Here is a 26224-nt window from a genome sequence, read left to right as displayed (position 1 = left end):
GGGGGCCGCGACGGCCCCCACCGAGCCCACCCCCAGGATGGGTGGTTCGAGCCGAGGGGCTGCCGACGAGCCGCAGGCGAGGAGAGCCACGAGGCGAGGCCCGAGTTGGTTGCGCGGGCGAAGCCCGCGCTCGAGGGGTATTACTCCGACAGGCTCCTAGGCGGCCCGGTGCTATGCTCGTCAGCGATGGGTCGACGCGGACTTCTGATCGCGGCCGCGCTGGGCGTGATCGCGGTCAACGTGATCGTGTTCGCGAGTTTCCTTCCCGATCCGGCCCCGCCACCAAACGCCTCGCCCGCGGAGCGCCAGTATTTCCTCCGCTGCGTGAGCTGTCACGGGGCGCGCGGGTCCGGCTCCTGGCGCGCCACCGTCTTTTTGATCAGGCCGGGGAACCTGGCCGACGGGGGGCGCATGGCCAAGCTCCCGGACCAGTATCTCTTCGACATCATCAAGCACGGCGGGGCGACCATCGGGAAGCCCGGGATGCCCGGCTTCGGCTTCCACCTGAGCGATGGGGAGATCAGGGAGCTGGTGGCGTACGTCCGGAGCCTGTCCGCGTCCCGGACGTCGCCGTGAGATCACGCGCCGCGCGCCTTAGGTGTCGAAGACGCCCGTAACGCCTTGGTGGCCCGCCGGGTACGGTTCCTCGCGGTAGAGCCCCAGCGCATCCATCACCGGCGTGTCGTGAATCGAGAAGAGAATCGCCTCGGCTGACGTCGGGTTCACGTGCTCGTGCCAGGCCCAGGGCGGGATCACGAACATGTCGCCCCGCTCCCACGGGAACCGCATCCCGCTGATGATGCTCTCGCCGCTCCCCGAAAACGCCACGTAGACCGCGGAACTGGCGTGGCGGTGCGCGCGGGTGCGAACGCCCGGGCGGAGGAGCTGGATCCAGCAGGCCAGGGTCGGGAGAACCGGCCCACCGGTCGCCGGGTTGGTGTACTCGAGGGCCACGTCGTCGTAGGGGCTCGTCTCGCCGCCGGCGAGACGGTCGAGGCCCGCGCGCGCGTCCTGCCACTTGTAATTGTAGAGAGGAGAGGAACGCCCCGTCGGGCGCGCCCAGGTGGGCATGAGCTGGCCCGTTCGAAAGCGGCGCTCGGCTTCGTTGACGGCCGTCACGGGCTGGACATGGTCGGGATAGGGCTCGAAGAAGACCGCGTCCAGGTCGTGGACCAGCGGGAGATCGAGGCCGTCGAACCAAATGACCGGCTCGTCCCCCTCGTTGCCGTGATCGTGCCAGGTCCACGGCGGGGTCAGCACCAGGTCCCCCGGCCCCATGACGCACTTGTCGCCCTCGACGGTGGTGAAGGCGCCCTCGCCCTCGAGGATGAAGCGGATCGCCGCGGGGGTGTGGCGGTGGGCGGGCGCGGTCTCGCGCGGGAGCAAAATCTGGACCGCGCCCCACAGGGTGTGGGTGGTCGCGTACTTCCCGCCGAGCCCTGGGTTCACGAGGGCGAGGACCCGCCGCTCGCCGCCCCTCTCGATCGGAACTAGCTCCCCAGCCCGCAGGGCCAGCGCCGACATCTCCTTCCAGCGCCAGAGCCAGGGGAGGACCTTCGTCTTCGGCTCCCGCGGCAGGAGGTCGGCGGTGACGGTCCAGAGCGCGGCCAGATGCCTCCGGCCCAGCTCGGCGTAGAATTCTCGAAGTTCCTCAGCTGACCCTTCGGTCGAGACTTTCCTGTCCATAGCTCTTCCTCTCCTGCCGCCGCGCCCTCATGCTCTGCCCGCGCGCGCACCCAGGTACGCTTTCTTGAGCACCTCGTGTTCGCGTAGCTCCGCGGCGCTGCCGCTCAGGGTGACTCGCCCCACCTCCATGACATAGGCGCGCTGGGCGACGGCGAGGGCCTGGTGGGCGTTCTGCTCGACCAGGAGGATGGTTGTCCCTCGGGCGTGGAGCTCCCGGATAACTCGAAAGATCTCCTCGATGATGAGGGGCGCCAGGCCGAGGGAGGGTTCGTCCATCATGAGCAGCTTCGGGCGACCCATGAGCGTGCGGGCGATCGCCAGCATCTGCTGCTCCCCGCCGGAGAGCGTCCCGGCCCGCTGCCGCGTCCGAGCGCGCAGGATGGGGAAGATCCCGTAGACTGTTTCCAGGTCCTCCTGCACCCGCGCCCGGTCGTCCCGCCGGACATATGCTCCCATCAGCAGGTTGTCATGAACGGTCATCTCCCCCAGGATCCACCGTCCCTCAGGGACGAGGCCGATGCCGAGCCTGACAATCCGATCGGGGGCGAGGCTCGAGAGCTTGTGCCCCAGGAACTCGATCCGCCCGCCCGCCGGCCGGAGCAACCCAGCGACGGTGAGAAGCGTTGTGGTCTTCCCGGCGCCGTTGGGGCCGATCAGGCAGACGACCTCGCCCTCCCGCACCTCGAGGGACACCCCCCGGACTGCAGCCACGCTCCCGTAGCGGACCTCGAGGTCAGCGACCCTCAGCACCGGCCCGCCCCCCTCCCAGATAAGCCTCCAGCACCGGCGGGTTCCCCTGGATCTCGTCCGGGGTCCCCTCGGCGATCTTCTCTCCGAAGTTGAGAACGGCGATCCGGTGTGCCACTCCCATCACGAAGTCCATGACGTGCTCGATCAGGAAGATGGTCTTGCCCATCCCCCGCAATTTCCGCATATCCTCGATCAGCTCTTGAACCTGCGCGTAGTTCATGCCGGCGGCGGGCTCGTCCAGCAGGAGCAGGGTGGGCTCGGTGGCCAGCGCCCGGGCCAGTTCCAGGCGCCGCTGCTCGCCGAAATTCAGGTTCCCCGCCAGCTCGTCGCGCTTGTCGAGGAGCCGGTTGAATGCCAGCAACTCCTCCACCCGCTCGTGTTCGCGCCGTGGGGATCCACGCTGCCGGTCCTGCGCCGCGCGCAGGGCGACCCAGACGTTGTCAAAGACGCTCAGGCGCGTGAACAGCCGAATGGTTTGGAACGTCCGGCCGATACCGCGCCTCACCACCTCATGGGTTCTGGCTTCCGTGATCTCACGGCCGTCAAAAGCGAGCCGACCTTCCGTGGCGGGAAACACCCCGGTGATGACGTTGAAGAGCGTGGTCTTCCCCGACCCGTTGGGCCCGATGAGCGCGAAGATGATGCCCCGGGGAACCGCCAGGCTCACGCCGTTGAGCGCCCGGAGGCCGCCGAAGTGCCGGGAGACGTGTTCGACGAGGAGGATGGGGCTGCCGGTCACGGCGCCTTGGTCGCCGCCGCGGCCGCCGCCGGCCGGAACCAGCTTCGCACGCGGATGACGAGCGCCTCGTCCACGAGGCCACGGGGCCGGAAGATCATCATGAGGATGATGAGCGCCCCATAGACGAACTCGCGAAGCTCGTGGAGGACACGGAGCCCCTCGGTCAGGCCCACCAGGATGACCGTTCCCAGCAGGGGTCCGGCGAAGCTGCCGAGTCCGCCCAGGATCGGGTAGGTCACGGACGCGATCGCCAGGGGCAACGCCACGATGTCGTGGTCGATGTAGCTCGAGTAGTGCACGAAGAACCCTCCCGAGAGCCCCGCCACCGCCGCCGCTCCGGTGAAGGCGAGGACTTTGACCCGGGTCACGTTGATCCCGACCATCGCCGCCGCAGTCTCATCCTCCTCCACCGCCCGCAGCTTGGCACCGAACTTCGAGCGGTCCAGGAGGTAGAAGAGCACGACGACGACAGCGAGCCCCACCAGAATGATTCCGAGGTACTGGAGTGATGTAATGCCGCGATCGAAGACATACCGGATATGCCGAAACCCTTCCGCCGCGTTCGGGCCCACCACTCGCCCGCCGATGGTCTTTGTGTAGCGGATGTTGAGAAAGGCGAGCCGGACGATTTCGCCGAACCCGAAGGTCGCAATCGCCAGGTAGAGCCCCCGGACGCGCAGCGCCGGGAACCCCACGATGACACCGAAGAGGGCGGCGACCGCCACACCGAGGAGCAGCGCGGGCAGGAGGTGGAGGCCCCAGAGCGCCGTGCCCATGCCGGCAAGGTAGGCGCCGAGGGCGAAGAATCCCTGCTGGCCGAACGACATCTGGCCGCTGATCGCCACCAGGTAGACACTCAGCCCCAGCAGGGCGTGAATCCCCATAACCGAGGCGACCGAGATGTAGTACTCCATACCGGCTCAGGCGCCCCGCGAGCCCAGAAAGCCGCTGGGCCGGACGATCAGGATCAACAACAGAATCAGGAAGGCGACCATGTCCCGGAACGTGCCCCCCAGGTACCACATCGCCTCGAACTCGACGATGCCGAGCGCGAAGCCGCCGAGGATCGCGCCCGGCAGGCTCCCGAGGCCGCCCAGCACCATGACGACCAGCCCCTTGCCGGTGAGCCATATGGCCGTATCGGGGCGCGCCGCGCCGATGCTGACCGACGAGAAGAAGCCGATGAGACCCGCAAGGGCCGAGGTGAGGGCGAACGTCAGAACATTGACCCGTCGGAGACTCACGCCGAGGATCTGTGCGGCTTCGGGCCGCTCGGCGACCGCCCGCATGGCGCGGCCGAACCGCGTCCGGTAGATCGTATAAAAGATGGCAAAAAAACAGAGGGCACCGGCCGCGAGCACCGCGATGTAGTCGCGCCGGACCAGGAAAGGGCCCACGTCCACCGACTCGTCGCCGAACGGGTTCGGGTACTGGATGGCCACCGCGTCGGTCGCGTAGACGATCGCCTCATTGATCACGATCAGCATGCCGATGGTGGTCATCAGCGGCGCCAGCTCGTGGCCTTTCTTGAGGAACCGGAAGCAGCAAAACTCGACGATGAGCCCGACAACGATGGCGCCCGCAACGCTCGTGAGAAAGACCACCAAGACTGGCGTGTTCCACATGTAGAAGGGGATCAGGCTTCCGTAGGCGCCCGCCATGATCGTGGACCCGTAGGCGAGGTTGAAGCGACGCATGACGCCGAACAGGATGGTGAAACCGCCGCCGATCAGGGCGTAGAAGCAGCCGAACATGAGGCCGTTGAGGAACTGCTCGGTCGTGTCGAACAGAATCGCCGTCACAGTGTTGCTCCGGTGGGGAGAGCCGCCCCGGCCCGCGCGAGGCGGGCCGGGGCAGACAGGTAGGGCTCAGCCGCTCAGCCACCTCTGAGATGCGGCGGGGCCCAGAAGATGACCCATTTAGCCTTCTTCACCTCAACCAGGATGTGGTCTTTGTCCACGTCGCGTGGCTTCACGGGGTCGTTTTCGGGCCGGAGCGTGATCTTGCCGATCACGCCGTCGAAGGTACCGACCTTCGCGAGGAGGTCACGCACCTTGCGCCGGTCCTCCAGGATCGACGCCTCGGTGTTCTTGATTCCGGCCTTCTCGATGAGCCCCTTGATCAGGTGGATGTTCTCGTACGCCGGTACGCTATGGATGTTGCTGTCGGCCTTGTACTTGTCCCAGGCCTTCTCGGCGACCTGCTTGGCCTTCGGGTTGATGGGGGCGAAGTTCGAGGGCGCGATCAAACCCTCCGCCACGTCGGGGCACGCGATCAGCACCTCGGTGCCCGCGATGCTCGTGATCCCGATGATCAGCTTTGGCTTCACGCGCTGGCGCTTCATCTCCTTGAAAGAGGGGCAGGTCGACGTCGTGTGCGTGAGGGCGAACCAGATATCGGCATTGGCCCGTCGGAGCTTGGTCACCTGGGCGCCCATCTCTGTGTCCAGCCAGCCCCAGTCCACCACTTCCTTCACCTCATGGTATTTGTACTTCTCGAGCGCGGGCTTCAGGGCGAGCTTCCAGGTCGACGCCGAGTGGGCGAAGTCGGACTCGTAGGCGACCATCACCGTCTTCAGCTCAGGCCGCGTGTCCTTCAAGAGCTTCACGATGAAGTCGTACATCGCGGGCTCATCCGGCGTGTTGCGGAAGGCCCACGGCGAGAGCTTGGCGAGGCCGAACTTCGTGGCCGTGTCGGTGAAGAACAGGAGCTGGAGCCCCGTGTCGCCAGCGTCGCCGAGCCGTTTCTGCAGCGTGCCGAAGACGGGCTCGGCCACCGACGAGCAGGTCGGCCCCAGCGAGAAGAGCACCTTGTGGACGTCCGCCAGCCGCCGGACCGCGGTCAGCCCCTGCTCGGCCTTGCAGGCGTCGTCCTCAGCATGCATGGTGAGCTTCACCCGCTTGCCGCCGGTCTGGAGGCCGCCCGCCTCGTTGATCTCGTCGACGGCCAGGGTCGCCAGCCCCAGCGACGCCTTGCCGAAGAACGCGGCGCCGCCGCTCAAGGCCCACATCCCTCCGATCCGGAGCGTCCCCTCCTCCTGGAAGGCGCCAGCCCCCGCTGGCCAGACCAGGAGCGCACCAAGGAGCACTATGCTTGCTAATCTGAACGAGCGCTTCATTGGATTCTCCTCCTGTCGCCTTGGGTTTTTGAACTGCTCGGAGCCTGATTGCCTCCTGCCTCACCTCCCTCCGGACTCAGCCGCTGGGCGCCGCCCGCCCAGCACGAGCACTGACCGAGCTTCCGGTTCCGCGCCCGCTTTGTCGAGATATTTCACCCGCACGAGCGCGCCCACGGGGACCGCGGCGAGCCCCGTGGCCGTCCCGCATACGATGACCTCTGTTTCCGGATTCACCTCGAGCCGGAGACGCGAGCCGCTCCGCGCGTCGGCCAGGACCATGAGCCTCCGCACGGGCTCGATCACCGCGACCCGCCCGACGGCCAGGCGTTCCTCGTGGGCCAAGGCAGACATTCCAGGGATCGCCGCGAGCGAAAGGAGAACGACCGCCAACGCCGCGCGCGTCATCGTCCGGGCTCGATCACAATCATGTTCGCCACGCCCTCGCTGCCGGCGACTTCGTAGAAGACGCTGACGGGCGCCCCCGCCTTTACCTGATCGAAACGCTGAGTCTCTCCGCCGCAAGAGAAGACCCTCACGCCCGGTGGAGCCACGAGCCTCAGGCGCGTCGTCTTTCCCCGGAAAGTCTGCTCGACCACAAGCGTGCCCGCCGGCACGTCCGTGGAGAGCACGCGCCCCTGAATCTCCCGTTGCGTGGCGCCGTTGGCGAGCGCCGCGCCCGGAAGGACAGCGAGGACAAGGCAGGCGGCCAGCCCCCCGAGCGTGACACACCTCATCGCGGACCCACTACCTCGCGCAGCACGCGGAGAAACCGCCGGCGTTGCTTGTCAAACGCCTCGGGTGCCGGCGGCGCCCCGGTCTCCGGGTCGCCGAGCGCCCGGGTCATGGCGTCGAGCGCGGTCCGGGCCGTCGTCGCGGCGTTCAGGTGGTGGATGTTCAGGTACCCCTCGAGGTTTATGCTGTAGTAGCTCAGCACATAACCGTACAGGCGCGCGGCCGCCTCCTCGTCTTCCACCCGCTGCCAGAGCGATTCGAGCAACTCGCCGATGAGCACCACGAACATCTCCCGCATGGCGGCAGCGACCACGTCGCGCTTGCGGTCATCGAGACCAGCAGCCATGCGGCCGGCAAGGTCGGTCCCCTGCTCCTGATCGATGCGCTCGGCCTCCTCCTTGAGGCTCCCCGACCACCGGTTGAGCTGGTAGCTGGCCCTGAAGACCATCCCCGGCTCGATCGGCCGCTTGAGCCACTTCCGGAACCCGCCCGGCTTGATCCGGATTCGGGTCTCGCCCTCGTACACCTGCCGCGCCAGCTCGAAGCGGTCGGTCGGGTCGTCGATCAGGAGGCGGAGAAGCCGGGCGTCCTTCGTGAGCTGGTTCTCGGGGGGCTCGTAGATCTTGTGGAAGAGATGGCCGCTCGCGCTGCTAGACGCGAGCACGAGCCCGGCGATTGCCATCGCGATCCCGGCGAGCCCGGCCCGTCGCATCACGAGCCCTCCGCCCGCCACCCGCGCACGAGCGCGACCAGGTAGCACGCGAGCGTTCCCCAGATGGCAAGGATCGCGGCACCGCCGAACGGGACGAAGAACGCCCACTCGATCGGGCCGCGGAGCGTCGCGACCCCCCACGTCGGGATGAGCCAGCCGAGCACGAGCCAGCCGGGCGGGTAGAGCGCGCCCAGGGAGATCAGCACGCAGAGGATGTGCTGGAGTCGTCGGGGAATCGGCAGGTTCACGATGGCGAGCGACGCGAGCAAAATCAGCATCCCCACGCCGAGCCCGTGCACGTGAAGCATACGGAGCGCGTTGTTCGACTGCTCCACCACCTCAGCGATCCGGGCCTCGTCGATCACCTCGGCACCCGCGAACCCGTGGACTTCGGGGCGCTTGACCACCTCCCGCCGCGCGACGTCGTAGAGCTGGTCCTGGAAGCTGACGAGCGCCCCGCCCATGGACGCGCCCACCGCGAACATGCAGAGGCTCGCGACCAGGGCGATCGTGGGCGGGCGCCTGAGCGTGGCGTTCATTGGAGTTTCCCCCGCGCCTCAGTGCCGGTGCGGCTGCGCATCAACCGGGGGCGCGCTGTCGACCGAATCGAGCGCTTCCCTGAGCCTCGGATCGAAGTAGAGCGTGAGCGCCCGCATGAGGACCGCCTCGAGCTTCGCCCGATCCGATGCGGCCTGATCCGAGATGAAGATCGCCACCGGCGAGACGTGGAAGTCGCCGTGCTTCCGGAGTTCGGGCTCGAGCCACCGGAACATCCGGCGCTGGCCGGCTTCGCCGAACTTGGCGATCTTCGCCCCCGTGGTCACAACGACGATGAGCCGCGTGGCTGACACCAACGGGGCCCGACCGTGCTCCCTCAGGAGTTTGGCGAAAGCGCCGTCGACGGCCTGGAGGTCGAAATCGGCTGCGAGCTGGGCGTCGTGGTTGATCTGCACCACGAAGCCATAGACCGGTGAGACCTGCCGCACGCCCGCGAAGTTGGTCTCGCTCGGGGAGACCTTCTTGCCGGCGATAGTGAACTGGGCGCTCGCCTGACCGGGGAGAAGCATGGCCGAGGCGAGCAGGAGGGCCCAGAGCAAGCTGACCGCGACGCACCGCGTCTCGTTCGCGGAGTGTTTAAGCGGCGCGGGGTCGCGTTGGTCAGTCACGACCACTTCCCGGAACCCGGCTGGATGTTGCCTGACCACCCGGCTGGTTGTCAAGGGTTTTGCAGTGCCGAAGCGCACCGCATCAGCCCAACGAGGTCGCGCGAGCAGGCTTGCGGTCGTCAAGAGGCGAGTCCCGGAAGTTTCAGCCCGTGACGCTTGGCCGCCTCGATGGCCTCCGGGTAGCCCGCATCGGCATGCCGCATGATCCCGGAGCCGGGATCCGTCGTCAGCACCCGTTCCAAGCGTCGTTCCGCCTCGGCCGTGCCGTCGGCAACGATCACCATCCCCGCGTGGATCGCGTAGCCGATCCCGACCCCGCCGCCGTGGTGAACAGCCACCCAGGTCGCCCCTGCCGACGCGTTGAGGAGCGCGTTCAGAATTGGCCAGTCGGCGATGGCATCCGATCCATCCCGCATCGCCTCGGTCTCGCGGTAGGGTGAAGCCACGGAGCCAGAGTCGAGATGATCACGCCCGATCACCATTGGCGCCTTGACGCGCCCGGCGGCGACTAGGTCGTTGAAGATCCGCCCGGCCCGCTCCCGGTCGCCATAACCAAGCCAACAGATACGCGCCGGCAACCCCTGGAAGTGGACGCGCTCCTGCGCCGTCCGAAGCCAGCTGACCAGGTGGTCGTTGTCGCGAAAGGCGTCCATCAGCGCACGGTCCGTCGCGTAGATGTCCTCGGGATCGCCGGACAGCGCGACCCAGCGGAAGGGGCCCTGCCCCTCACAGAAGAGGGGGCGGATGAAGGCGGGCACAAACCCGGGGAAGCTGAAGGCCTCAGCCACCCCGGCCTTTTTGGCCTCGGCGCGGATGTTGTTGCCGTAGTCAAAGACGACGGCGCCGAGCCGCTGGAAATCCAGCATGGCGCCGACATGGCGCGCCACCGAACCCGAGGCGCGACGGAGGTACTCTGCCGGGTCGGTCTGGCGCAGTTGCCGGGCCTCGGCTATGGTGAGCCCCGCGGGAATGTAGCCGTGAAGCAGGTCATGCGCTGCCGTCTGGTCGGTTACGACGTCCGGTCGTACGCCGCGCGCGACGAGCTCGGCGTAAACGTCGGCCGCGTTCCCGAGGAGCCCGATCGACAGGGCTTCCCGCTTCGCCCTCGCGCGATGCGCCTGCTTCAGGGCGTCGTCCAGCGAGTCGGTCGCCGTGTCCAGGTAACGCAGCTTGAGCCGGCGCTCGATTCGCTCGGGGTCCACCTCCACGAAGATTCCTACCCCCTCGTTGAGGGTGACGGCCAGCGGCTGGGCGCCGCCCATCCCGCCCAGCCCGGCTGACAGGACGAGGCGCCCCTTGAGGCTTCCGCCAAAGTGCCGCCGCGCGCAGGCACCGAACGTCTCGTAGGTCCCCTGGAGGATCCCCTGAGTGCCGATGTAGATCCAGCTCCCGGCGGTCATCTGGCCGTACATGGTGAGGCCCAGGGCCTCGTACCGGCGGAAATGTTCCCAGTCACCCCACGCGGGAACCAGCATGGAATTTGAGATCAACACCCGCGGCGCCTCCGTGTGGGTCTTGAACACTCCCACCGCTTTGCCCGACTGCACCAGGAGCGTCTCGTCCCCCTCGAGCGCCCGCAGCGCCGCCACGATCCGGTAGTAGGCGCCCCAGTCCCGTGCGGCCTTACCGGCCCCGCCATAGACCACCAGCTCTTCCCAGCGCTCCGCCACGTCGGGGTCCAGGTTATTCATAAGCATTCTGAGCGCGGCTTCCTGGGGCCAGCCCTTGCAGGAGAGGGTGCTGCCACGCGGTGCACGGATCGGGTCCCTCGGGCGCAAGGGGTCACTCATGGCGGTTTCTCCTGGCGCGAACAGCTAGAGCAAGGATCGAATGGCCTATCGCGACTATAAAACGCTCCCGTTAACGCGAGAGTCAAGCGCAAAGTCACCCCGGGTCCGAACGGGCTTCAACTCCCAGCATCGTTCCAGGGTCGCGCGTGCTGAGTGGAGAACTGGAGGTCGGCCCTCCGGCGATACCGCCGGCAGACCGTTAAGGCGACATTTTCACTGGACAGCGACAGGTCCGTGGGAGGGTGGCGTTGGAGCCGCCCTGTTAGGACCGCAGGGCCTTCAGGATCTGCTCGTTGGACAGCACCCAGCCCACCGCGGCAGACATGAGACGGAGGGCGAAGCGGTGCATCTCCTCCCCGTCCATGGAGTCCACCGCCTCTTCGGCGATCGCCACGCGAAAATCGCGGTTGGTGGCTTCGAACGCCGTGTTGAGGACGCAGGTCGTGGTGTTGATCCCGGCGATGATCAGGGTCTCCGCGGCGAGCCGGCGCAGGAGGAACTCCAGGTCGGTGGCGTAGAAACAGTTGTAGCGCTTCTTGCCGCCGACCCGGTAATCGCCGTCGGCCCAGAGGTCCGGGATGATCTGGGTCCCCGGGCTCCCGGCCAGGTTGTGCTTGAGGATTCCCTTCCGCGCCTTCGTCGCGTCGTCGTGGATCGCCTTCCAGAACGGGTTGGCCGCGATCTCTCCCGCATCCCGGTTCTCCGTGACCACGTGGACGATCGGCACCCCGATCACGCGCAGCTCCCGGAACAGGGCCACCGCGCGCGCGATCACCGGGCCGCAGCGCTCGGCCGCCAGCGGGAGCGTGGCGATCGAGGGGTCCAGGTGCCCCCGGTGCATGTCGATGGCGACGAGGGCGGTCGTGCGCGGATCGAGGGAGATCATGGATTGCCTCCGGTGCAGCGGAGCACGTAGAGCCCGTGGTTCTTGTCCGTCACGTAGATGTACCCGCGGGCATCCACGAGCACGTCCTCTGACTGGGTGACGAGCGTCTTCGGCAGAAGGCCGATCCGGCGCTCGGGATCCGGCGGGATGAAGTAGCCGACCTCGCGGGGGAGGAGCGAATCCGAGATGTCCACGATCCTGAGCCCCGCGTTGAAGTACGTGAGATAGACGAGATCATCCCGCTGCAGCAGGGCGGGTTGGTGTTGCGGCTGGTGCTGATTATGGGGGCCGAAGCGGCCACCCTTCTCGCAGAAATTCCGATACGGCGCGCCCGGCGGTGGTTCCGGGAGCGGGAAGAGCGAGACGAGGCGCGGCGCCGTTTCATCGCTCACGTCCACGAGGCCCGCGAAGTTGGCCGGCTCGCGGCAGCCTTCCTGAATGGCCTCCGAGTTCACGACGACGAGTTTCCGGGAGGGAAGCGGCACCGCCGTGTGGACGGCGATGAACGCGAGAAACGGCGGCGAGAACGGGAGGCGGCTCACCAGGCGTGGCGCCGTGATGTCGCTGGTGTCGAGGATCACGAGCCCGGCGCTGCTGTAGGGGAGGTACGCGCGGGCGCCCTCCACGTAGGCCCCGCCATGGAGGAAGGCATGGCCGGGCGCCTCCGGAGCCTCCCGTGCGTCGCGCCACTGGCCCGGAAGCCACCAGCGTGACACCTCCTTCGGGTGGGCGGGGTCCTCGATGTCGATGATCTGATAGACGTTGTTCGTGTACCCGGGGAGGCCACTGGCCAGGTGGACGTAGCGCCCGCCGTCGTAGTAGTTCCTGTGGGTGCCCTTGCCGCCCGTCCTGAAATGGCCGAGGAGGACCGGGTCGGTGGGCTGGCTCACGTCCCAGATCAAGACGCCTTCTTCGTTGGCGGCGTTCGGGTCTCCGCCCCACTCAGGGGCCATCCGTTCCAGGGCGGTGACCATCTTCCCGTCGGCCACCTGGATCTGGCCCGTGAAGGTGTTGGCGGGTCCGGGGACGAAGCGGACGAGGTTCGGAGCCGCAGGATCGGTGACATCCAGGATGGACCAGCCGCGGTGCCAGAAGTGGCCGAGGTAGAGGTAGCAGTGCCCCCCGACCACCTGCATTGCGAGCTTGAAGGCCGGGCGACCCTCGAGCGCTGAGTAGCCGACGGCCTCGACGTTCCTCGCGTACGCCTCACCGGGCGGCAGCTGATCTGGCATCGTACTCTCCTATGTCCACGGGCCCATGGGTCCCGTCACGACGGCGAGTGGCGCTGCTCCCAACCCGCCCTTCCCCCCAAGGGAGAGAGGATGAAGGTGAGGCGAAACGAAACAGAGCCCGCCTCCGTCCTCGCTCAGGGACAGGAGAGCTTCGTCCTCAGCCGAGCCAAGCATGGAGAGTGGCCCCATAGATAGCACGGCCCCCGCGTCCGGTCAACGCGGGGGCCCGCCTTGACAGCCCGCGTCGGCCCCGGATACGGTAGGGCCCACACTTCCAACTCCTTGAAGGAGGTGTTCGGCGGCACGCCGGCCGTGCGGCCAGCGTGGGGCGATACGATGCGCGGATGGCGCCTGCCTCTGGTCGTTGTACTTCTTCTGGCCCCGGTTCCCGCGAGCGCGGAGCTGCTCCTCCCGCCCGGCTTCACCGCTCAGACCTACGTGACGGGCGAGGGGTTCGATGCCGGACGGGGTGGCCGCGGCATCCCCGCGACCTCGACGCTCGCCGTCGACGGTGCCGGCTTTCTCTACCTTGCCCGGACGGGTCGCCGCTACTTCGCCGGTGACGCCGAAGACCTCTGGCCGATCTACCGGATCACGCCGGGCGGTGCCCGTCTGACCCCGGGCACCGAGCCGCGCTACCTCCACGGCCCGCCGCTCCCGAATCCCCAGATCGCGGCGATCCGGGGTGGACGGGAGCTCTTCGTCACCACCTTCGACCGTGATCGGCGGATCGGCGTCCTCTACCGAATGCTCGATGGGCGCGCCGAGCTGTTCGCCGGCGGCACGCCGGAGCGCGGGACGCCGCCACTCCTCAGGCAGCCGGAGGGCGCGGCCGTGGACGCGGCAGGAAACGTGTACGTCGCCGACCGCCTCCAGGGGCTCGTCGTTCGGCTCAACGCCTCGGGCCGTGTCCTGGACCCGCGCTACGTCACCGCGACTCGCCCCCGGGTGCTCGCGACGGACGATGCGGGGCAGCTCTGGATCGGGAGCGACGGAGATGCCGAGGCCCCGTGGCAGCGCGGGCCGGGAGCAATCTGGAAGGTGGGTGGCGACGGCGCGCCGAGCCTCGTCCTCCGCGGACCCGTCGCCGCCGGGATCAGCATGGGGCCGGCCCGCCACCTCTTCGTGGCCGACCGCCACGCCGGGGAGATCTTCGTGCTGAGCCCCGACGGCAAGCAAGCCGGGTTCGCCAGCTTTACGGACGGCGACGCCCCCAGGAGCCTGGTCTTTGCGCCCGTGACCGACCAGACCCGCCGGACCGGCATCGCCGGCGACCTCTTTGTCGTCACCATCCGCCGCGGGGCCTGGCCGCTGAACGAGGTCATCCGGATCTCGGGCCCGTTCGACCAGTTCGTCCGCAGTCGCTGACCCGGCCACTTCCTCACCGGTGCGCCGAGCGGCATTAGCCGCCAAGCCCGCGCGCACCAGGGCGCCGAATAAACATTATGGTTGACAGCCATAATGGTTGACAGCCATAATGGTTGACATGCACTTCGTCAATCGGGAAAAGGAACTCCAGACCCTGCGAGAGACCCAGCAGAGGGCCGAGCGGCAGAGTCAGTTCACCCTGGTGCTCGGCCGCCGGCGCATAGGGAAAACCACCCTGGTTCGTGAATTTCTCCGCAGCGTGCCCCGGGCCCTTTACTTCTTTGTCACCCGCAAGCGCGGGGAGGACCTCCGGGCCGAGTTCGCCGAAATCCTCGCGGCCCATCAACCGGCGTTTCGTGGAGCGCGCCTGACTTGGGACGGGCTCATCCGGGCCTGCTTCGACACAGCCCGCGACGCGTCGTTGACGGTTGTCTTCGACGAATTCCAGAATTTCCGCTATGTGGATCCGAGCGTCTTTTCTATCCTGCAGAAGCACTGGGATACCCTTCACGACGAGCGCAAGATCCACCTGATTGCGGTCGGCTCGCTCGTCAGCCTCATGGAACGAATTTTCGCGGGGGCCAGGGAGCCTCTGGCTCGGCGGGCGACAGGCTACCTCCGGGTGCATCCGTTCGACTCCGGTGTCATCGCGGCACTCCTCCGGAAGAGCGGGCGTCGGGGCTTCAGGGAACTCATCCGGCACTGGACCATCTTCGGAGGATGCCCGAAGTATTATGCGCTGGCGGGCGATGCAGACCTACTCGGCAAGGACCCCCTCGCCCTGATCGACACGTTAATTCTCCGTCAGGATGCGCCGCTGCGCGAGGAGGGCAAGGCGCTCCTCGTCGAAGAATTCGGGCGTGAGCACACCACCGCCTTCTCGATCCTCCGGGCGATCGCCAGCGGTCGGGTGCAGCTCAGAGAGATCGCTGATGTCACGGGGATGCCGGTGACGGCGCTGCCTAAGGAACTCCACCGGCTTCAGGAGGAGTTCGGCCTCGTCGAGCGTGAGATCCCGCTCGGTGACCGCACAGGACGCCTGGGCCGATACCGGTTGCAGGACTCGTTCCTCGCGTTCTGGTTTCGCTACGTCTATTCCTTCCAGAGCCAGCTCGAAGCGGGCCGGAGGGACAAAGTGCTCGCGCTGATTCGCCGGGATCTGCCTACGCTCGAAGGGCAAGTATTCGAGACCCTGATCCGCCAGCGGCTTGCTCAAGGAGATCCTACGTTGAAATTCCCGTTCGATCCGGATGCGGTCGGACGCTGGTGGGACCGTCAGGGCACCGAGATTGACGTCGTGGCTCGGACGAGAACAGGCACGGAAGCGTTCATCGGCGAGTGTCGCCTGAGCGCTGATAAGGTCGACCGAGCCCTGCTCCACGGCTTGCTGGCAAAAACGGAGCAGGTTCCTTGGCGGCAGGCGGCACGTCGGGTCCACTCCGGGGTGTTCACAGTAGGTCGCGTGAGCCCGACGATCCGTGACGAAGCCCGTGCACTGAACATCGCCCTCTGGGAGCTGTAATGAGTCGTGCTAGCCGGTTGGCGCGAGGCTCATGCGGTCATGCAGTGGATCCGCTACAGGGTTCGAACCTCAAGCGCCTCCGAGTGGTGGAGCGGGCGCCGGGGCTCGGCGTCTGGACTGGTTAGGTGAGGATGAAGGGGCGCGTGCCTTCGCCGCTGTAGGGGTAGCGGCTGAGCGCCTCATCGTTCAGCTGGACGCCGAACCCCGGGCCCGCGGGGACCTCGACATGGCCGTCCTTGGCCTGGATCGGGTTGGTCAGGAGCGGAGTCTCCAGCTCGCCCGTGGGGAACTCCACGAAGAGGCAGCCCGGCGTGGAGGCGATCAGGTGAAGGGTGGCCGCCAGGCCGGGGCCGAAGTAGAAGGAGTGGGGCGCCACGGAAAGGTTCGCCGCCGCGGCGAGCCCGCAGATCTTCTTGAACTCCAGGAGCCCTCCGACTTTCGTCACGCTCGGCTGGAGGATATCCGCGGCGCGCTGGGCGATCATCTCCCTGAAACCGAAGGTCGTCGCCTCGTTCTCGCCTGCGGCGATGGGGGTCTCGACCTGGGCGGCCACCTCCGCCAGGCCCCGGTAGTCCTCCGGGGGCCAGACCGGCTCCTCGAGCCACGCGAGGTCGAAGGGGGCGAAGCGTCGCGCCATGGCGATCGCCTCCCGCGGGTTCCAGACGCAGTTGACGTCGAGCATGATCTCGACGCTCGGCCCCACGGCAGCACGCGCCGTCGCGACAGACTCGACGTCGGTCTGGTGGAGCTTGATCGCGCTGAAGCCCCGGCTGACGTAATCGCGCGAGGCCTCGCCCACCTCGGCGGGGGAGCGGTAGCGGTGGAGGCTCGCGTAGGCGCGGACGCGCGGCGTCACGAGGCCGCCGAGCAGCTCGTAGACGGGCACGCCCCGGGCCTTGCCCGCAGCGTCCCAGAGGGCCAGCTCGACGCCGCTGATCGCCATCATGGCGAGGCCGCGCCGGCCGTAGAGGAACGTGGCGCGGTGCATTTTCTCCGCGAGCCGCTCGATCTGGGTCGGGTCCTCGCCGATGAGGAGCGGCGTGAGCACCTCCGTGATCACGTTCGCGACCGCGAGGGGCGCGCCGTAGGCGAAGGCCTCCCCGACGCCGACCACTCCCTCGTCGGTGCGGAGCTCGATCACAAGCTGCTTGCGGATCCCGTCGGTCCACAGCGAGGGCGGCTTCATCGGGCGGAAGGGGATCGAGAGCGGGGAGGTTTTGATCTCGGTGATCTTCATCGGGAGTCCGGGCGTGCGCTAGATCCTCGGAGGGGGGCTCCGCCCCCCTTCCGATACCTCCCCCCGGGATTGCGCGGGCCAAGCCCGCGCTCGGGACGCTTCGGCGAGGTGCGCGCTGACGGTTCGAGGATGCGAGCCGAGTTCTTCAGCATCCCGCTAGGGCGAAGGCCTGGACGCGGCAGCGCTCAGCTCCGCGCGCCCGCCCCGCTCGTCGAGGGCTTGACGCAGCGACACGTACGGATTCTGGCGAAGCTCGAGCATGTTCCCGAACGGATTACTTCTTTGCCGCGCGCTCGCGCAGGACGCGGCGGAGGAGCTTGCCGGTGCCGGGCCCGGCCGGCCCCGGGGCGCGCGGGAGCTGGTCCACGAACTCGATCTCCCGCGGCAGCTTGTAGACGGCGATCTTGTCCCGGCAGAACTCGATCAGCTCGTGTCCGAGCGCCTCGCTCGGCGCGGTCCCGGGCTTCAGGACGACGTAGGCTCGGGTGTTCTGGCCGCGGACGGCGTCGGAGACGCCGATGACGCCCGCGTCGGCCACGGCCGGGTGCTTGACCAGGGCATCCTCGATCTCCTCGGGACCGATCCGGTAGCCGGAGGACTTGATGAGGTCGTCCTCGCGCGAGAGGAACCAGACGTAGCCGTCCTCGTCCATCGTGACGAAGTCGCCGGCGCGGCACCAGCCGTCCCTGACCGCGGACTTCTGCTTTTCCGGATCACGCCAGTAGACGGTCCCGGTCGGCCCCCGGCCGATCAGGAGCCCGACCTCGCCGGGCCTGCACTCTTTGCCGTCCTCCGAGATCACCTTCAGCTCGTAGCCGGGGACGGCAGGCCCGATGGCGCCGGGCTTGACCTTCCGGGTCACGGCTGAGGAAACGAAGACGAACATCATCTCCGTGGTGCCGAGGCCCTCGTAGATCTCGAGCCCGAACTTGTTCTTCCAGTCGTGATAGGTCTGCGCGGTAAGCGACTCCCCACCCCCCGTGCAGACCTTGAGCGAGGAGAGGGCGTAGCGCCTCTCGGCGTCGGGGACCTGGAGCATCTTCCGGTAGGCCGTCGGAAGAACCGAGAGGATCGTGATCCGGTGCTTCTGGATCGCCTCGAACATCCCCTCGGGCGTGAAGCGCGCCAGGAGCGAGACCGCGGCCCCGAAGCGGAAGGGGATCACGGCCTGGGTCGAGTAGCCGGCCGCGAGCGAGAGCGGCGCAGGGCCCCCGATGACGTCGTCCGGCGTCACGCGCCAGCCGTACTTGCCGAAGCCGTCGGGGACGACGAGGGCCTCCTCCATGAAGTGGACGGTGCCCTTCGGGAGGCCCGTGGTTCCCGAGGTGAAGAGGAGAACGGAGATGGCGGTCCGGTCTCGCCTGACCGGCTCCAGGGTTTCGGATCCTTTCGCCATCAGCTCGCCGTAGGGGATGTAGCCCTTGGCCTTGATGTCGGCGGCTTCGCCGCCGATGACGATGATGTGCTTGACGGTCTTGAGCTCAGCGCGCGCTTTTTCGACTTCCTCCAGGAGCGCAGCGGCGACGATCAGGGCGACGGCCTCGGTGTTCACGGCCACGTGGGCAAGCTCCGCGCGCGAGAAGAGGGGGGAGGTCGGGACCACGATCCCGCCGATCTTGATCACGGCGAAGTTGGCGACCAGGGCTGGCGGGATGGACGGGCTCCGCAGGAGCACCCGGTCCGCCTCCCCGATCCCGAGCGCCTTCAAGGCGGAGCCCAGCTTGTTCGCGGAGCTCTGGAGCTGCCTGTAGGTGATCTTCTGGTCTTCGAAGAGGATGGCGACCCTGTCTCCCCGCCCGGTCTCGACGTGGCGGTCCACCAGCTCTTCGGTCGCGTTGAACCGCTGCGGGTAGGCTTTGTGCTCGGGCAGCGTGTAGATCCGCTGGGGCCAGAGCTCCTTCGGCGGCAGATAGTCAGCCAGGATCTTGCCCATGGTCACCTCTTGAGGCGTTTCTTATTTGTCGCGCCTATTTGAAAGCCTATACTTCGCGGCGATACAGTCCCGAACGACTTCGATCTTGGCAACGGCATGCGTCGTCCAAACAAGAAAGTCCTCGTCGGACGTGAACCCTTGCTGGTTCAGTAGTTCTTCTATCGTTGTGATAGGCGTTTTTGGACTGAGCTTAGTCTCTGAATAATGAGCGATGACGAGGTTGCAGAATTTTCGTAGTCCACGGTTTGCGATCTCGCAACTCAGTTCAATCCCCTCAAGAGGGAGGTTATCCGACAGCAGAATGGGGGCGATCTGATTTGTCCATATATCGTCAAACTTCCGAAGCGCGAGGACGATGACACCGATGGAATTACGCACGATGAAGCGAGGGTACTTGGTCTGAAAGATTTCCGGTTGCTTAATGGCTTTGATTCCGGTAATCCGAGCGCCGTGAATTTCGCCCATCAAATCATTCAGGACTTCTAAGGCAGACGTAGCGACCTCCGTATTGGTCGGAGTCTTCTCGTCCTTTGCTCGTAGAGCTCGATACCGTTCTTCGACATTAATGCCCGTGGACGTGCCATTAATGTAGATGGTGCCGATGTGATCGAACGTAAGCTCGAACTCGGTATCCGGAAACAGACGGGTCAACTCCTCGTCAAGCACTATCGCCCGGTTGAACTTCTGGAGGAAGTCAAACACCCGATCGGGCGGGACATCGGGTTTAGACGGCTGCTGGCTCATGGCTGAGGGCCCAGAAACTGGTTTTTGTAGACGGTCCAGTTGTCTTTGAGGTCGTTGATGGCAAAGGTCAGGGCGTCGCCTAAATCTTGGATGGGCACCTGGTATTTCACCTGTCCGAATTGCGTGTGGAGGTCCAGGTGGACGAAGCCGTGAGCAGTATCGTAGCGGGCGACAGCGTGCCACGCGCCATGCCGAATTGTCTCATATTGCACCACGTGAAGCGCCGTCACTCGCCCGCGCTGAGTCTCGAAGTCAACGCGAAGTCGATCTTGATTGGAAAGAGGGGCCACATACGTGTGACGCATTCATGGGGCTCATGGTATTCAACTGAGCGCCCAAAGCAGAGATGGTCGCTCAGCCCTTCAGCAGCCGCTCAAGGGCCTCTTCAACTCCGAGCACCCGGTTCAGCTCGCGGTCCATGCGGGGATACACCTCGGTCGGGTAGCGGTCACCCTCGAAGATCATGAGGGCGGGGACGCGGCGGCCGAACTCCTCTTCGCGGGCTCCCGGCATTCCGAAGACGGGGCGCTTCTGGGCGCTCGGGCCCGTCACCGCCTTGTGGTAGTCGGGGAAGACATCCTTGACGCTGGCAAGGTCGCGAACCTCGCAGGCCACACCCGTGCTCTTGAGCTGGTCCAGGAGCGAGAGGGCCCGCTTCGGATCGCACGGGAACTGCTCTCCCGGCCGGTGGCCGCTGGAGTAGAGGAACACGACGCGCCTTTGCGCCGGCGCGGCCTTCGCCTCGGCCTTGACCGCGGCTGTGGTGGCTGCCACCTGCGCAGGGCGCGGTGCTCGCTCGTACACCTCGCACTCGGTGACCCCCTCCTTGGGCAGGATCAGGAGGAAGGGCGCCTCCTTCTTCTTGCACGCGCCGAGGAACGCCTTTGAGATGTTGGGATCGAGCGCCGGGGCGAAGTGCCGGCAGCTCGGACAGAGGATCTCAGCCATGCCCTGACCTCCTGCGGGTCAATACCGGCCCATGCTCTCGGTCCTGGTTTCGGTTGTCGGCTCGCCCTTCAGATCGTCGGCGGTGAGAATCCACGGGCCCCGGCACCCCTCCTCGACGATCTGGGTCGCGGCCCGGTAACCGCTGCCGAAGGTGATGGCCATCACGACGATGCCGAGTGCCGAGCCGATCACGCAGGTCACGGTCCGTCCGGGCACGTTGATGACCGTCAGGGCCGCGGCGCCAACCGCGTACGCCGCGTCGCCGGACTCCTTCGGCTTGGCCGGCTCCGCGGCTTTCGGGGCCTCCTGGGAGGGCTGTTGAGGCTGCTGGGCCCATGCCAGCAGAGCCGGAGACCCGCTCAGGAGCGTGGTCACCACGAGAACGAGAGCCACCCATCTGAACCTGTCCATCCGCCTTCCTCCTTCCGGCCGGGGAGGCTCTACAGCACGCCCTCGGCCTTGAGGGCCCGGAGGCGCTCCGTCCCCAAGCCCAGGTACTTCAGGTACACGTCCTGATTATCCGCCCCCACGGGCCGGCACGCCCACTTGATTCTGGGCGGGGTCCGGGACATCTTCCAGGGCGGTGCCTGAAGCAGCAGTTCCCCGTAGTCCGGGTCCTCCACCTTCTGGAACACGCCGCGCTCCCACCAGTGGGGCTCGGCGAGGGTGTCGGCGGGCCGGTTGAGCCGGGCTGTGGCCACGGTCCCGGGGCCGCGCTTGTTCAGCATGTAGTCCTGCACCTTGTCCAGGATCTCCTGGGAGGTCAGGCCCTTGCCCCACGCCGCCAGCTCGGCGTGAAGCTTCTTGGAGTTCTGGATCCGGTGCTTCGTCGTCGGGTAGCGCTCCTTGAGGTCCGGCCGCGCCATGATGTTGGTGAGGCCGGTCCAGTTGATGTCGGAGAAGCCGGCGATGAAGGAGTAGGAGTCGCTGGTCTTGATCAGCGTGTAGGGGAAGACGCAGATGTTGAGGGCACCGACACGCTCGCGGGTCCGCTGGTGGGAGTGATACCAGTGGACGTCGTAGTCGGTGAAGCGCATCTCCCCTTCGGCGGGCGAGCAGTCGATGAACTGGCCTCGCCCCGACGCCCAGCGCCAGACGGCGGCGGCCATCACCGCGAAGGCCCCCCAGCCGCCGCCCACGTACCACGCGATCCAGTTCCCCTGCCTGGTGGGGACCGAGGACTCGGGAGGCCCTTCCCCCTCCGGCTCGCCCGTGGTGTAGGGGACGCCGGAGAGCGCCTGGTCCGTGATGTCATAGTCGGGGATCGGCGTCGCGGCCTTCGGACCGAACTGTCCGTAGGTCGAGAAGGCGGCGTAGATCAGCCGGGGGTTTTCGGCAGAGAGCTGGCGATAGCCAAGCCCCCAGGTGTCCATCTGGCCGGGCCTGGCGCTCTCGATGACCACGTCCATGTGCCGGGCGAGGCGCCGGAAGAGCTCCCGACCTGCGGGCGTTTCCAGGTTCAGAGTGATGTGGCGCTTGTTCCGCGCCTCGACGAGATACCCGAGGCCGATCCCACGATGGAGGAGTCCTGCCGGGGTGAAGAGCCGGGCGATGTCGCCCGCCGGCGGCTCCACCCGGATCACCTCAGCCCCGAACTCGGCCAGGATCGAGGAGCAGAAGAGCGCAGCGAAGTTCCCCTGCGAGCAGTCGAGCACCCTGAGGTCGCTCAGCGCTTCGGGCTTCTCGTGGGCCCGGGCCGGGTCCGTCAGCTCTTTGGCCTGCTCGGGCCAGGGGATCATCGCTCGGAGGGGGGCTCCGCCCCCCTTCCGACACCTCCCCCCTCGGGTTGCGCCGGCAAAGCCGGCGCTCGAACGAGCCTGTGCTCGTGCGCAACCGCCGCGGGCGAGCCGCTCACGACGGCCTCCAGTTATCCGGGGGCTTGGCGCCGGGTCGGTCGGCCCACTTGCCGATGACTTTTCTAGCCTCGAGCTCGCGGATCCGCGCCGGGGAGAGGCCCAGGAGGCGCACGAGAATCTCGTCGTTGTGCCAGCCGACCGGCTTGGCGGACCAGCGGATCCGCCCGGGGGTCTCGGAGAGCTTGGGCGCCGGGCCGTGCTCCACGATGCTGCCGTAGAGCGGGTCCTCGTATTCCCACACCGTGCCGCGGGCCCTGAGGTGCTCGTCCCGGTGGCGGTCCTCGGCATTGGCGACGCGCGCGGCGGCGAAGCCGTACTTCTCGCCGAGCCCCTCGATCTCGGCGCGGGTCTTCTCGCTGGTCCAGCTCCTGATGCGCTGGCTCAGGGCCTGAGCGTTGGCGGGCTCCTGGCGGGCGGCGAGAGTGGCGAAGCGTGGGTCCCTGGCGAGCTGGGCATCGCCCATGGCGGCGCAGAGCCCCCGGAACTCTTCGTCGCGCGCCGCAGCGATGGCCACGAACCCGTCCCGGCACGGGAAGAAGTCGGCGGGGACGAGCGCCCCGTCCCGGTTCCCCCCCGGGCCCCGGTCCTGGCCGGTGAGGCCGTGGCGCACCCAGGTCCAGTCGAGCGAACGGATGAGCCCCTCGGACTGGGCGTAGTCGATGAACTGGCCCTCGCCGGTCCTGTTCCGGTGGTGGAGCGCCACGAGCGTCGCGACCGACGCCATCATTCCGCCGAACCAGTCGCCGACGAACATCCCGCAGACGATCGGCGGCCGACCGGGGAACCCGGTGATCCCGATCATCCCGCTGACGGTCTGGGCCACGGCGTCGTAGGAGGCGCGGCCGACCGAGAACGGCCCCCACTGGCCGAACCCTGAATCGGCCACGTAGATGAGCCGCGGGTTCACCTCGCTGAGGTGGCGGTAGCCGATCCCCCAGCGGTCCAGGGTCCCCGCGCGGAAGTTCTCGACGAGGATGTCGGACTTGGCGGTGAACTGCTTGAAGAGCTGTTTCCCCTCCTCGGCGTGCAGGTCGATGCCGATGTGGTACTTGGAGTGGTTCTCGGGGAAGAAGCCAAGGGAGGCGTTCTGCCAGAACGTGGCCTCGGGGGTCACGTAGCGCATCGTGTCGCCCCCCGGGGGGAGCTCGACCTTGACGACCTCGGCGCCGAACTCGCCGAGGAAGTCGGCGGTGGTGGGGCCCAGGACAAGCGTGGTGAGCTCGAGGATGCGGACGCCCCGGAGCGCTTCGGGCTTGTCGAAGACCCGGGACCGGTCGAAGAGCCGCTTGGTGTAGTCGAAGTACGTCTCCGTCATTTCGGCTCTTTCCCCTCGGCGATGTAGCGGGCCCGGGACCCGACCAGTTCCTCGGGCGTCAGCGGCCGCCCAGCGACGAGCCGTCCGCGGGCGTTCTTGACGATGGGCTTGGGCTTGCCGTAGACGTCGGGCCGGGCGCGCGGCGCCGGCCGCGTTTTCCCCTCCCCGACCACGGGCTTGAAGTCGGGGGTGTCGGCGAAGCCCGGCAGCATCAGGTTGGGGTCCTTGAGCGTGCCGGTGGTGGGCTGGGGCGGCCTCGCGGCGGCGCCGTTGGCGATCTCGATCGCGTAGTAGGCATCACACCCCGCGCACTTGGTCTTCCCCTTGAAGTTCCAGAAGGGGTAGGGATCCAGGTAGTTCTTCACGCCGCACTTCGCGCACTTGAGCAGCATGGGCGACTCTCCAGCGTTACTTACTTTCGACGGAGCACCATCTGGCTCTGCATACCGTACCAGGGGAAAGTGCCGCTCATCTCGCCCCCCTTTACCGTCAGCTCAGCGTTGAAGAAGGAGCCCGTGGTGGTTCCGAAGGTCAGTACGTTGCTGGCCACCGTGCCGGCGAGCTCGCCGCCGGGAGCGGTCGGGGTGTTGGTCCGGATCTCTCCGGTCACCTTCGGGCCCGTCTGCTGGAGCCGCATCGTGACGAGACCGCCGTAGCTGAAGGTCAGGGCCCGCCACTCTCCCTCCCAGGTGCCGGTTACGTCCACGGTCGGCGGCTTCGCCGGTTCCGTCGGAGCCGTGGCGCAGGCCGAACTGACCAGAAAAAGAAGACCGATCAGCAACCAGCCTCGCGCTGTCACATCAACTCCTCCTATGAGCGGCGAGTATCCGAATAGATCTCCCCCCTAGGATTACGAAGCCTTCGCTGCGGACCGCCCAATTTCAAGCCTCTCAATTCGTGATCGGACCGGACCGATTTTCTTGACGGTAACGCACACCAGCGGGTGTCCTTCCTTTGCGTGACGCTGTCCCACTTTCCAACTCCACTGATTAAACTGCTTATTTCCCTCCACCTGCATCACGACAACAGCCCCATGGGGGATGCGCGCTGCCGTCTCCGGATGCGTCAAGACATACTTTTGGAATTCAAAAATGAGGTCCAGGTTTTTCTCCGCCATCAGTCTGTCTGTCCTGGTCACAGCAGCTCTCCCCTCAGGAACTTTTCACGGTATACGGCCCAGTTTTGCTTGATGTCCCGCTCTGCTCTCGTCAGGGCCTCCGCATGTGTCAAACGCAATCGCTCCTTTTCTGGCTTTCCCTCCTGAGTGAAGCGGTCGATATGAAGAAACCCGTGGGCGGTATCGTATCGGATTACCGGTCGCCACCGGCCCTGTACCTCAACTTCAAGCTGGACCATGAATTGGACAACCCGACCGCGTTCCGTTCGATGGTAATGCCTGATCCGCGTGTCTATCCACACCGGGAGGGTATATTGCGTCTCAGGCAATCCTCACGCCCCATTTTAGATGATCTCCTCGGCCTCGAGGCGCTTGATCTCCTCGGCGGCGAGGCCGCAGAGCTTCGAGTAGATCTGCTCGTTGTCGGCGCCGATGGGCTTGAGCGACCATTTCACGCGCGGCGGCGTGTCCGACATCCTGTAGGCCGGGCCCTGCGAGAGCAGGTCGCCGTAGGTCGGGTCGTCGAGCCAGAAGATCGAGCCGCGCTGGCGCCAGTGGGGGTGGCTCGCGACCTCTTTCGCGTTCCAGACGGGTTGCGTGATGACTCCTGCCCGGTCGAGGATCTGGGCCACCTGCTCCTTGGTCTTGTCCTTGGCCCAGGCCTCGAGCGCCGCGTAGATCTCGCGCTGGCTGTCGGGCTTGACGCGCACGTCGTGGCTCTTGTACAGGCGCGCCAGCTTCTCCTGGCCGACGGCCTTGCAGAGGCGCGCGAAGTCCTCGTCCTCGTAGGCCGAGATCAGGATGTAGCCTTCTTCCTGCTCCTGGGGGTTGTCTGAGCCGGGATAGGACGATTTTCCGCACTTGATGATCCCGTGCACGCAGAGCTGCGTATCCCAGTTTCCCCAGCGCTCGCGGATCACCCCATGACGGCCGTAGAGGGGGAGCGCGTACTCGAGCTGGCGGGAGACGCCGTGGACCTGGCTGTACTCGAGGAACGTGCCTTCTCCCGAGACATTATCGCGCCAGTAGAGGGCCGAGAGCGCGTGGACGGCCCCCATCAGTCCGCCCCAGTAGTCGGCGAGACAGATGGTGTGCTTGGAGGGGGAGCCGCCGAACTCCTCCTGTTGCCCGGTGATCGAGAAGGCGCCGCCCTGGGCCTGGCCCAGGATGTCGTAGGACGCCCGGACGCGCCCCGGCCCCCAGCCGCCGAAGCCGCCGAGCCAGATATAGATCAGGCGGGGGTTGATCTCCCGGAGCTGGCGGTAGCCGATCCCCCAGCGGTCGAAGGTGCCCGGGCGATAGTTCTCGACCATCACGTCGGCCTTGGCCGCGAGCTTGTACATCAGCTCCCGCGCCTCGGGGCGATGGAAGTC

Annotated in this window: 29 protein-coding genes; 3 read left to right on the top strand and 26 right to left on the bottom strand. The window is 66.9% G+C overall.

What is annotated here, in order from left to right; all coding sequences use genetic code 11:
* The first annotated feature begins 186 nt into the window (after positions 1-186).
* Positions 187-576: a cytochrome c gene (locus HY726_09580; GenBank protein ID MBI4609249.1), complete on the top strand. Its 390-nt coding sequence runs from the start codon at positions 187-189 to the stop codon at positions 574-576.
* Positions 577-594: 18 nt separating this feature from the next.
* On the opposite strand, the gene HY726_09575 is transcribed toward HY726_09580, so the two are convergent.
* The 14 genes from HY726_09575 to HY726_09510 all read right to left on the bottom strand — a co-directional run bounded on the left by HY726_09575 (position 595) and on the right by HY726_09510 (position 12811).
* Complete coding sequence (locus HY726_09575; protein ID MBI4609248.1) at positions 595-1686, bottom strand: cupin domain-containing protein; 1092 nt, start codon at positions 1684-1686, stop codon at positions 595-597.
* Positions 1687-1713: 27 nt separating this feature from the next.
* A complete protein-coding gene (locus tag HY726_09570) occupies positions 1714-2436 on the bottom strand; it encodes an ABC transporter ATP-binding protein (protein ID MBI4609247.1) in 723 nt (240 codons plus the stop codon).
* Positions 2420-3160, bottom strand: a complete 741-nt coding sequence (locus HY726_09565) for an ABC transporter ATP-binding protein (GenBank protein ID MBI4609246.1) — start codon at positions 3158-3160, stop codon at positions 2420-2422. The genes HY726_09570 and HY726_09565 overlap by 17 nt, the downstream gene beginning before the upstream one ends.
* An 11-nt stretch (positions 3161-3171) precedes the next feature.
* Complete coding sequence (locus HY726_09560) at positions 3172-4089, bottom strand: branched-chain amino acid ABC transporter permease (GenBank protein ID MBI4609245.1); 918 nt, start codon at positions 4087-4089, stop codon at positions 3172-3174.
* Positions 4090-4095: 6 nt separating this feature from the next.
* A complete protein-coding gene (locus HY726_09555) occupies positions 4096-4977 on the bottom strand; it encodes a branched-chain amino acid ABC transporter permease (GenBank protein ID MBI4609244.1) in 882 nt (293 codons plus the stop codon).
* Between the two features lie 74 nt (positions 4978-5051).
* Positions 5052-6293, bottom strand: coding sequence for an ABC transporter substrate-binding protein (locus HY726_09550; protein MBI4609243.1), 1242 nt, complete (start codon positions 6291-6293; stop codon positions 5052-5054).
* A 60-nt stretch (positions 6294-6353) separates the two neighbouring features.
* Positions 6354-6698: a hypothetical protein gene (locus HY726_09545; GenBank protein MBI4609242.1), complete on the bottom strand. Its 345-nt coding sequence runs from the start codon at positions 6696-6698 to the stop codon at positions 6354-6356.
* On the bottom strand, positions 6695-7027 hold the full coding sequence (locus tag HY726_09540; GenBank protein ID MBI4609241.1) for a hypothetical protein: 333 nt from the start codon (positions 7025-7027) through the stop codon (positions 6695-6697). The genes HY726_09545 and HY726_09540 overlap by 4 nt, the downstream gene beginning before the upstream one ends.
* Entirely contained in the window at positions 7024-7737 is a 714-nt protein-coding gene (locus HY726_09535; protein ID MBI4609240.1) for a hypothetical protein, read from the bottom strand. The genes HY726_09540 and HY726_09535 overlap by 4 nt, the downstream gene beginning before the upstream one ends.
* Positions 7737-8276, bottom strand: coding sequence for a hypothetical protein (locus tag HY726_09530; protein ID MBI4609239.1), 540 nt, complete (start codon positions 8274-8276; stop codon positions 7737-7739). Before HY726_09530 ends, HY726_09535 begins: the two co-directional genes overlap by 1 nt.
* Positions 8277-8294: 18 nt before the next feature.
* On the bottom strand, positions 8295-8903 hold the full coding sequence (locus HY726_09525) for a hypothetical protein (GenBank protein MBI4609238.1): 609 nt from the start codon (positions 8901-8903) through the stop codon (positions 8295-8297).
* Positions 8904-9022: 119 nt separating this feature from the next.
* On the bottom strand, positions 9023-10693 hold the full coding sequence (hutU, locus tag HY726_09520; GenBank protein MBI4609237.1) for a urocanate hydratase: 1671 nt from the start codon (positions 10691-10693) through the stop codon (positions 9023-9025).
* 262 nt (positions 10694-10955) lie between these two features.
* On the bottom strand, positions 10956-11579 hold the full coding sequence (locus HY726_09515) for a cysteine hydrolase (protein MBI4609236.1): 624 nt from the start codon (positions 11577-11579) through the stop codon (positions 10956-10958).
* Positions 11576-12811: a hypothetical protein gene (locus tag HY726_09510; GenBank protein MBI4609235.1), complete on the bottom strand. Its 1236-nt coding sequence runs from the start codon at positions 12809-12811 to the stop codon at positions 11576-11578. Before HY726_09510 ends, HY726_09515 begins: the two co-directional genes overlap by 4 nt.
* Positions 12812-13147: 336 nt before the next feature.
* On the opposite strand from HY726_09510, the gene HY726_09505 reads away from it, so the two are divergent.
* Positions 13148-14179, top strand: coding sequence for a hypothetical protein (locus HY726_09505; protein ID MBI4609234.1), 1032 nt, complete (start codon positions 13148-13150; stop codon positions 14177-14179).
* Positions 14180-14297: 118 nt separating this feature from the next.
* Entirely contained in the window at positions 14298-15701 is a 1404-nt protein-coding gene (locus HY726_09500; protein ID MBI4609233.1) for an ATP-binding protein, read from the top strand.
* Positions 15702-15822: 121 nt separating this feature from the next.
* Here the strand turns inward: HY726_09500 and HY726_09495 are convergent, their stop codons facing one another.
* The 12 genes from HY726_09495 to HY726_09440 all read right to left on the bottom strand — a co-directional run.
* The gene (locus HY726_09495; protein MBI4609232.1) at positions 15823-16938 is read right to left on the bottom strand and encodes a mandelate racemase/muconate lactonizing enzyme family protein; all 1116 of its coding nucleotides are present in this window, start codon (positions 16936-16938) and stop codon (positions 15823-15825) included.
* A 274-nt stretch (positions 16939-17212) separates the two neighbouring features.
* Positions 17213-18871: an acyl-CoA synthetase gene (locus tag HY726_09490; protein MBI4609231.1), complete on the bottom strand. Its 1659-nt coding sequence runs from the start codon at positions 18869-18871 to the stop codon at positions 17213-17215.
* A gap of 21 nt (positions 18872-18892) precedes the next feature.
* The gene (locus tag HY726_09485; GenBank protein MBI4609230.1) at positions 18893-19615 is read right to left on the bottom strand and encodes a hypothetical protein; all 723 of its coding nucleotides are present in this window, start codon (positions 19613-19615) and stop codon (positions 18893-18895) included.
* Positions 19612-19920 carry a hypothetical protein gene (locus HY726_09480; protein ID MBI4609229.1) on the bottom strand — a complete coding sequence of 103 codons (309 nt, stop codon included), beginning with the start codon at positions 19918-19920 and terminating at the stop codon, positions 19612-19614. Before HY726_09480 ends, HY726_09485 begins: the two co-directional genes overlap by 4 nt.
* 49 nt (positions 19921-19969) lie before the next feature.
* On the bottom strand, positions 19970-20563 hold the full coding sequence (locus HY726_09475; GenBank protein MBI4609228.1) for a hypothetical protein: 594 nt from the start codon (positions 20561-20563) through the stop codon (positions 19970-19972).
* 18 nt (positions 20564-20581) lie between these two features.
* Positions 20582-20974 (bottom strand): hypothetical protein, encoded by a 393-nt coding sequence (locus HY726_09470; GenBank protein MBI4609227.1) that lies wholly within the window; start codon positions 20972-20974, stop codon positions 20582-20584.
* 29 nt (positions 20975-21003) lie between these two features.
* Positions 21004-22302: a CoA transferase gene (locus HY726_09465; GenBank protein MBI4609226.1), complete on the bottom strand. Its 1299-nt coding sequence runs from the start codon at positions 22300-22302 to the stop codon at positions 21004-21006.
* 112 nt (positions 22303-22414) lie between these two features.
* Complete coding sequence (locus tag HY726_09460) at positions 22415-23734, bottom strand: CoA transferase (protein MBI4609225.1); 1320 nt, start codon at positions 23732-23734, stop codon at positions 22415-22417.
* Positions 23731-24126: a hypothetical protein gene (locus HY726_09455; GenBank protein MBI4609224.1), complete on the bottom strand. Its 396-nt coding sequence runs from the start codon at positions 24124-24126 to the stop codon at positions 23731-23733. Before HY726_09455 ends, HY726_09460 begins: the two co-directional genes overlap by 4 nt.
* A 20-nt stretch (positions 24127-24146) precedes the next feature.
* Complete coding sequence (locus HY726_09450) at positions 24147-24533, bottom strand: hypothetical protein (GenBank protein ID MBI4609223.1); 387 nt, start codon at positions 24531-24533, stop codon at positions 24147-24149.
* Between the two features lie 51 nt (positions 24534-24584).
* Positions 24585-24851 (bottom strand): hypothetical protein, encoded by a 267-nt coding sequence (locus HY726_09445; protein ID MBI4609222.1) that lies wholly within the window; start codon positions 24849-24851, stop codon positions 24585-24587.
* A gap of 344 nt (positions 24852-25195) precedes the next feature.
* The coding region (locus HY726_09440; protein ID MBI4609221.1) for a CoA transferase at positions 25196-26224 on the bottom strand (1029 nt) is incomplete at its 5' end.

The sequence above is a fragment of the Candidatus Rokuibacteriota bacterium genome, from assembly GCA_016209385.1.
GTDB lineage: Bacteria > Methylomirabilota > Methylomirabilia > Rokubacteriales > CSP1-6 > JACQWB01.
The sequence above is the reverse complement of the archived record's forward strand: the minus strand, read 5'-3'. Positions and strand labels throughout refer to the sequence as shown.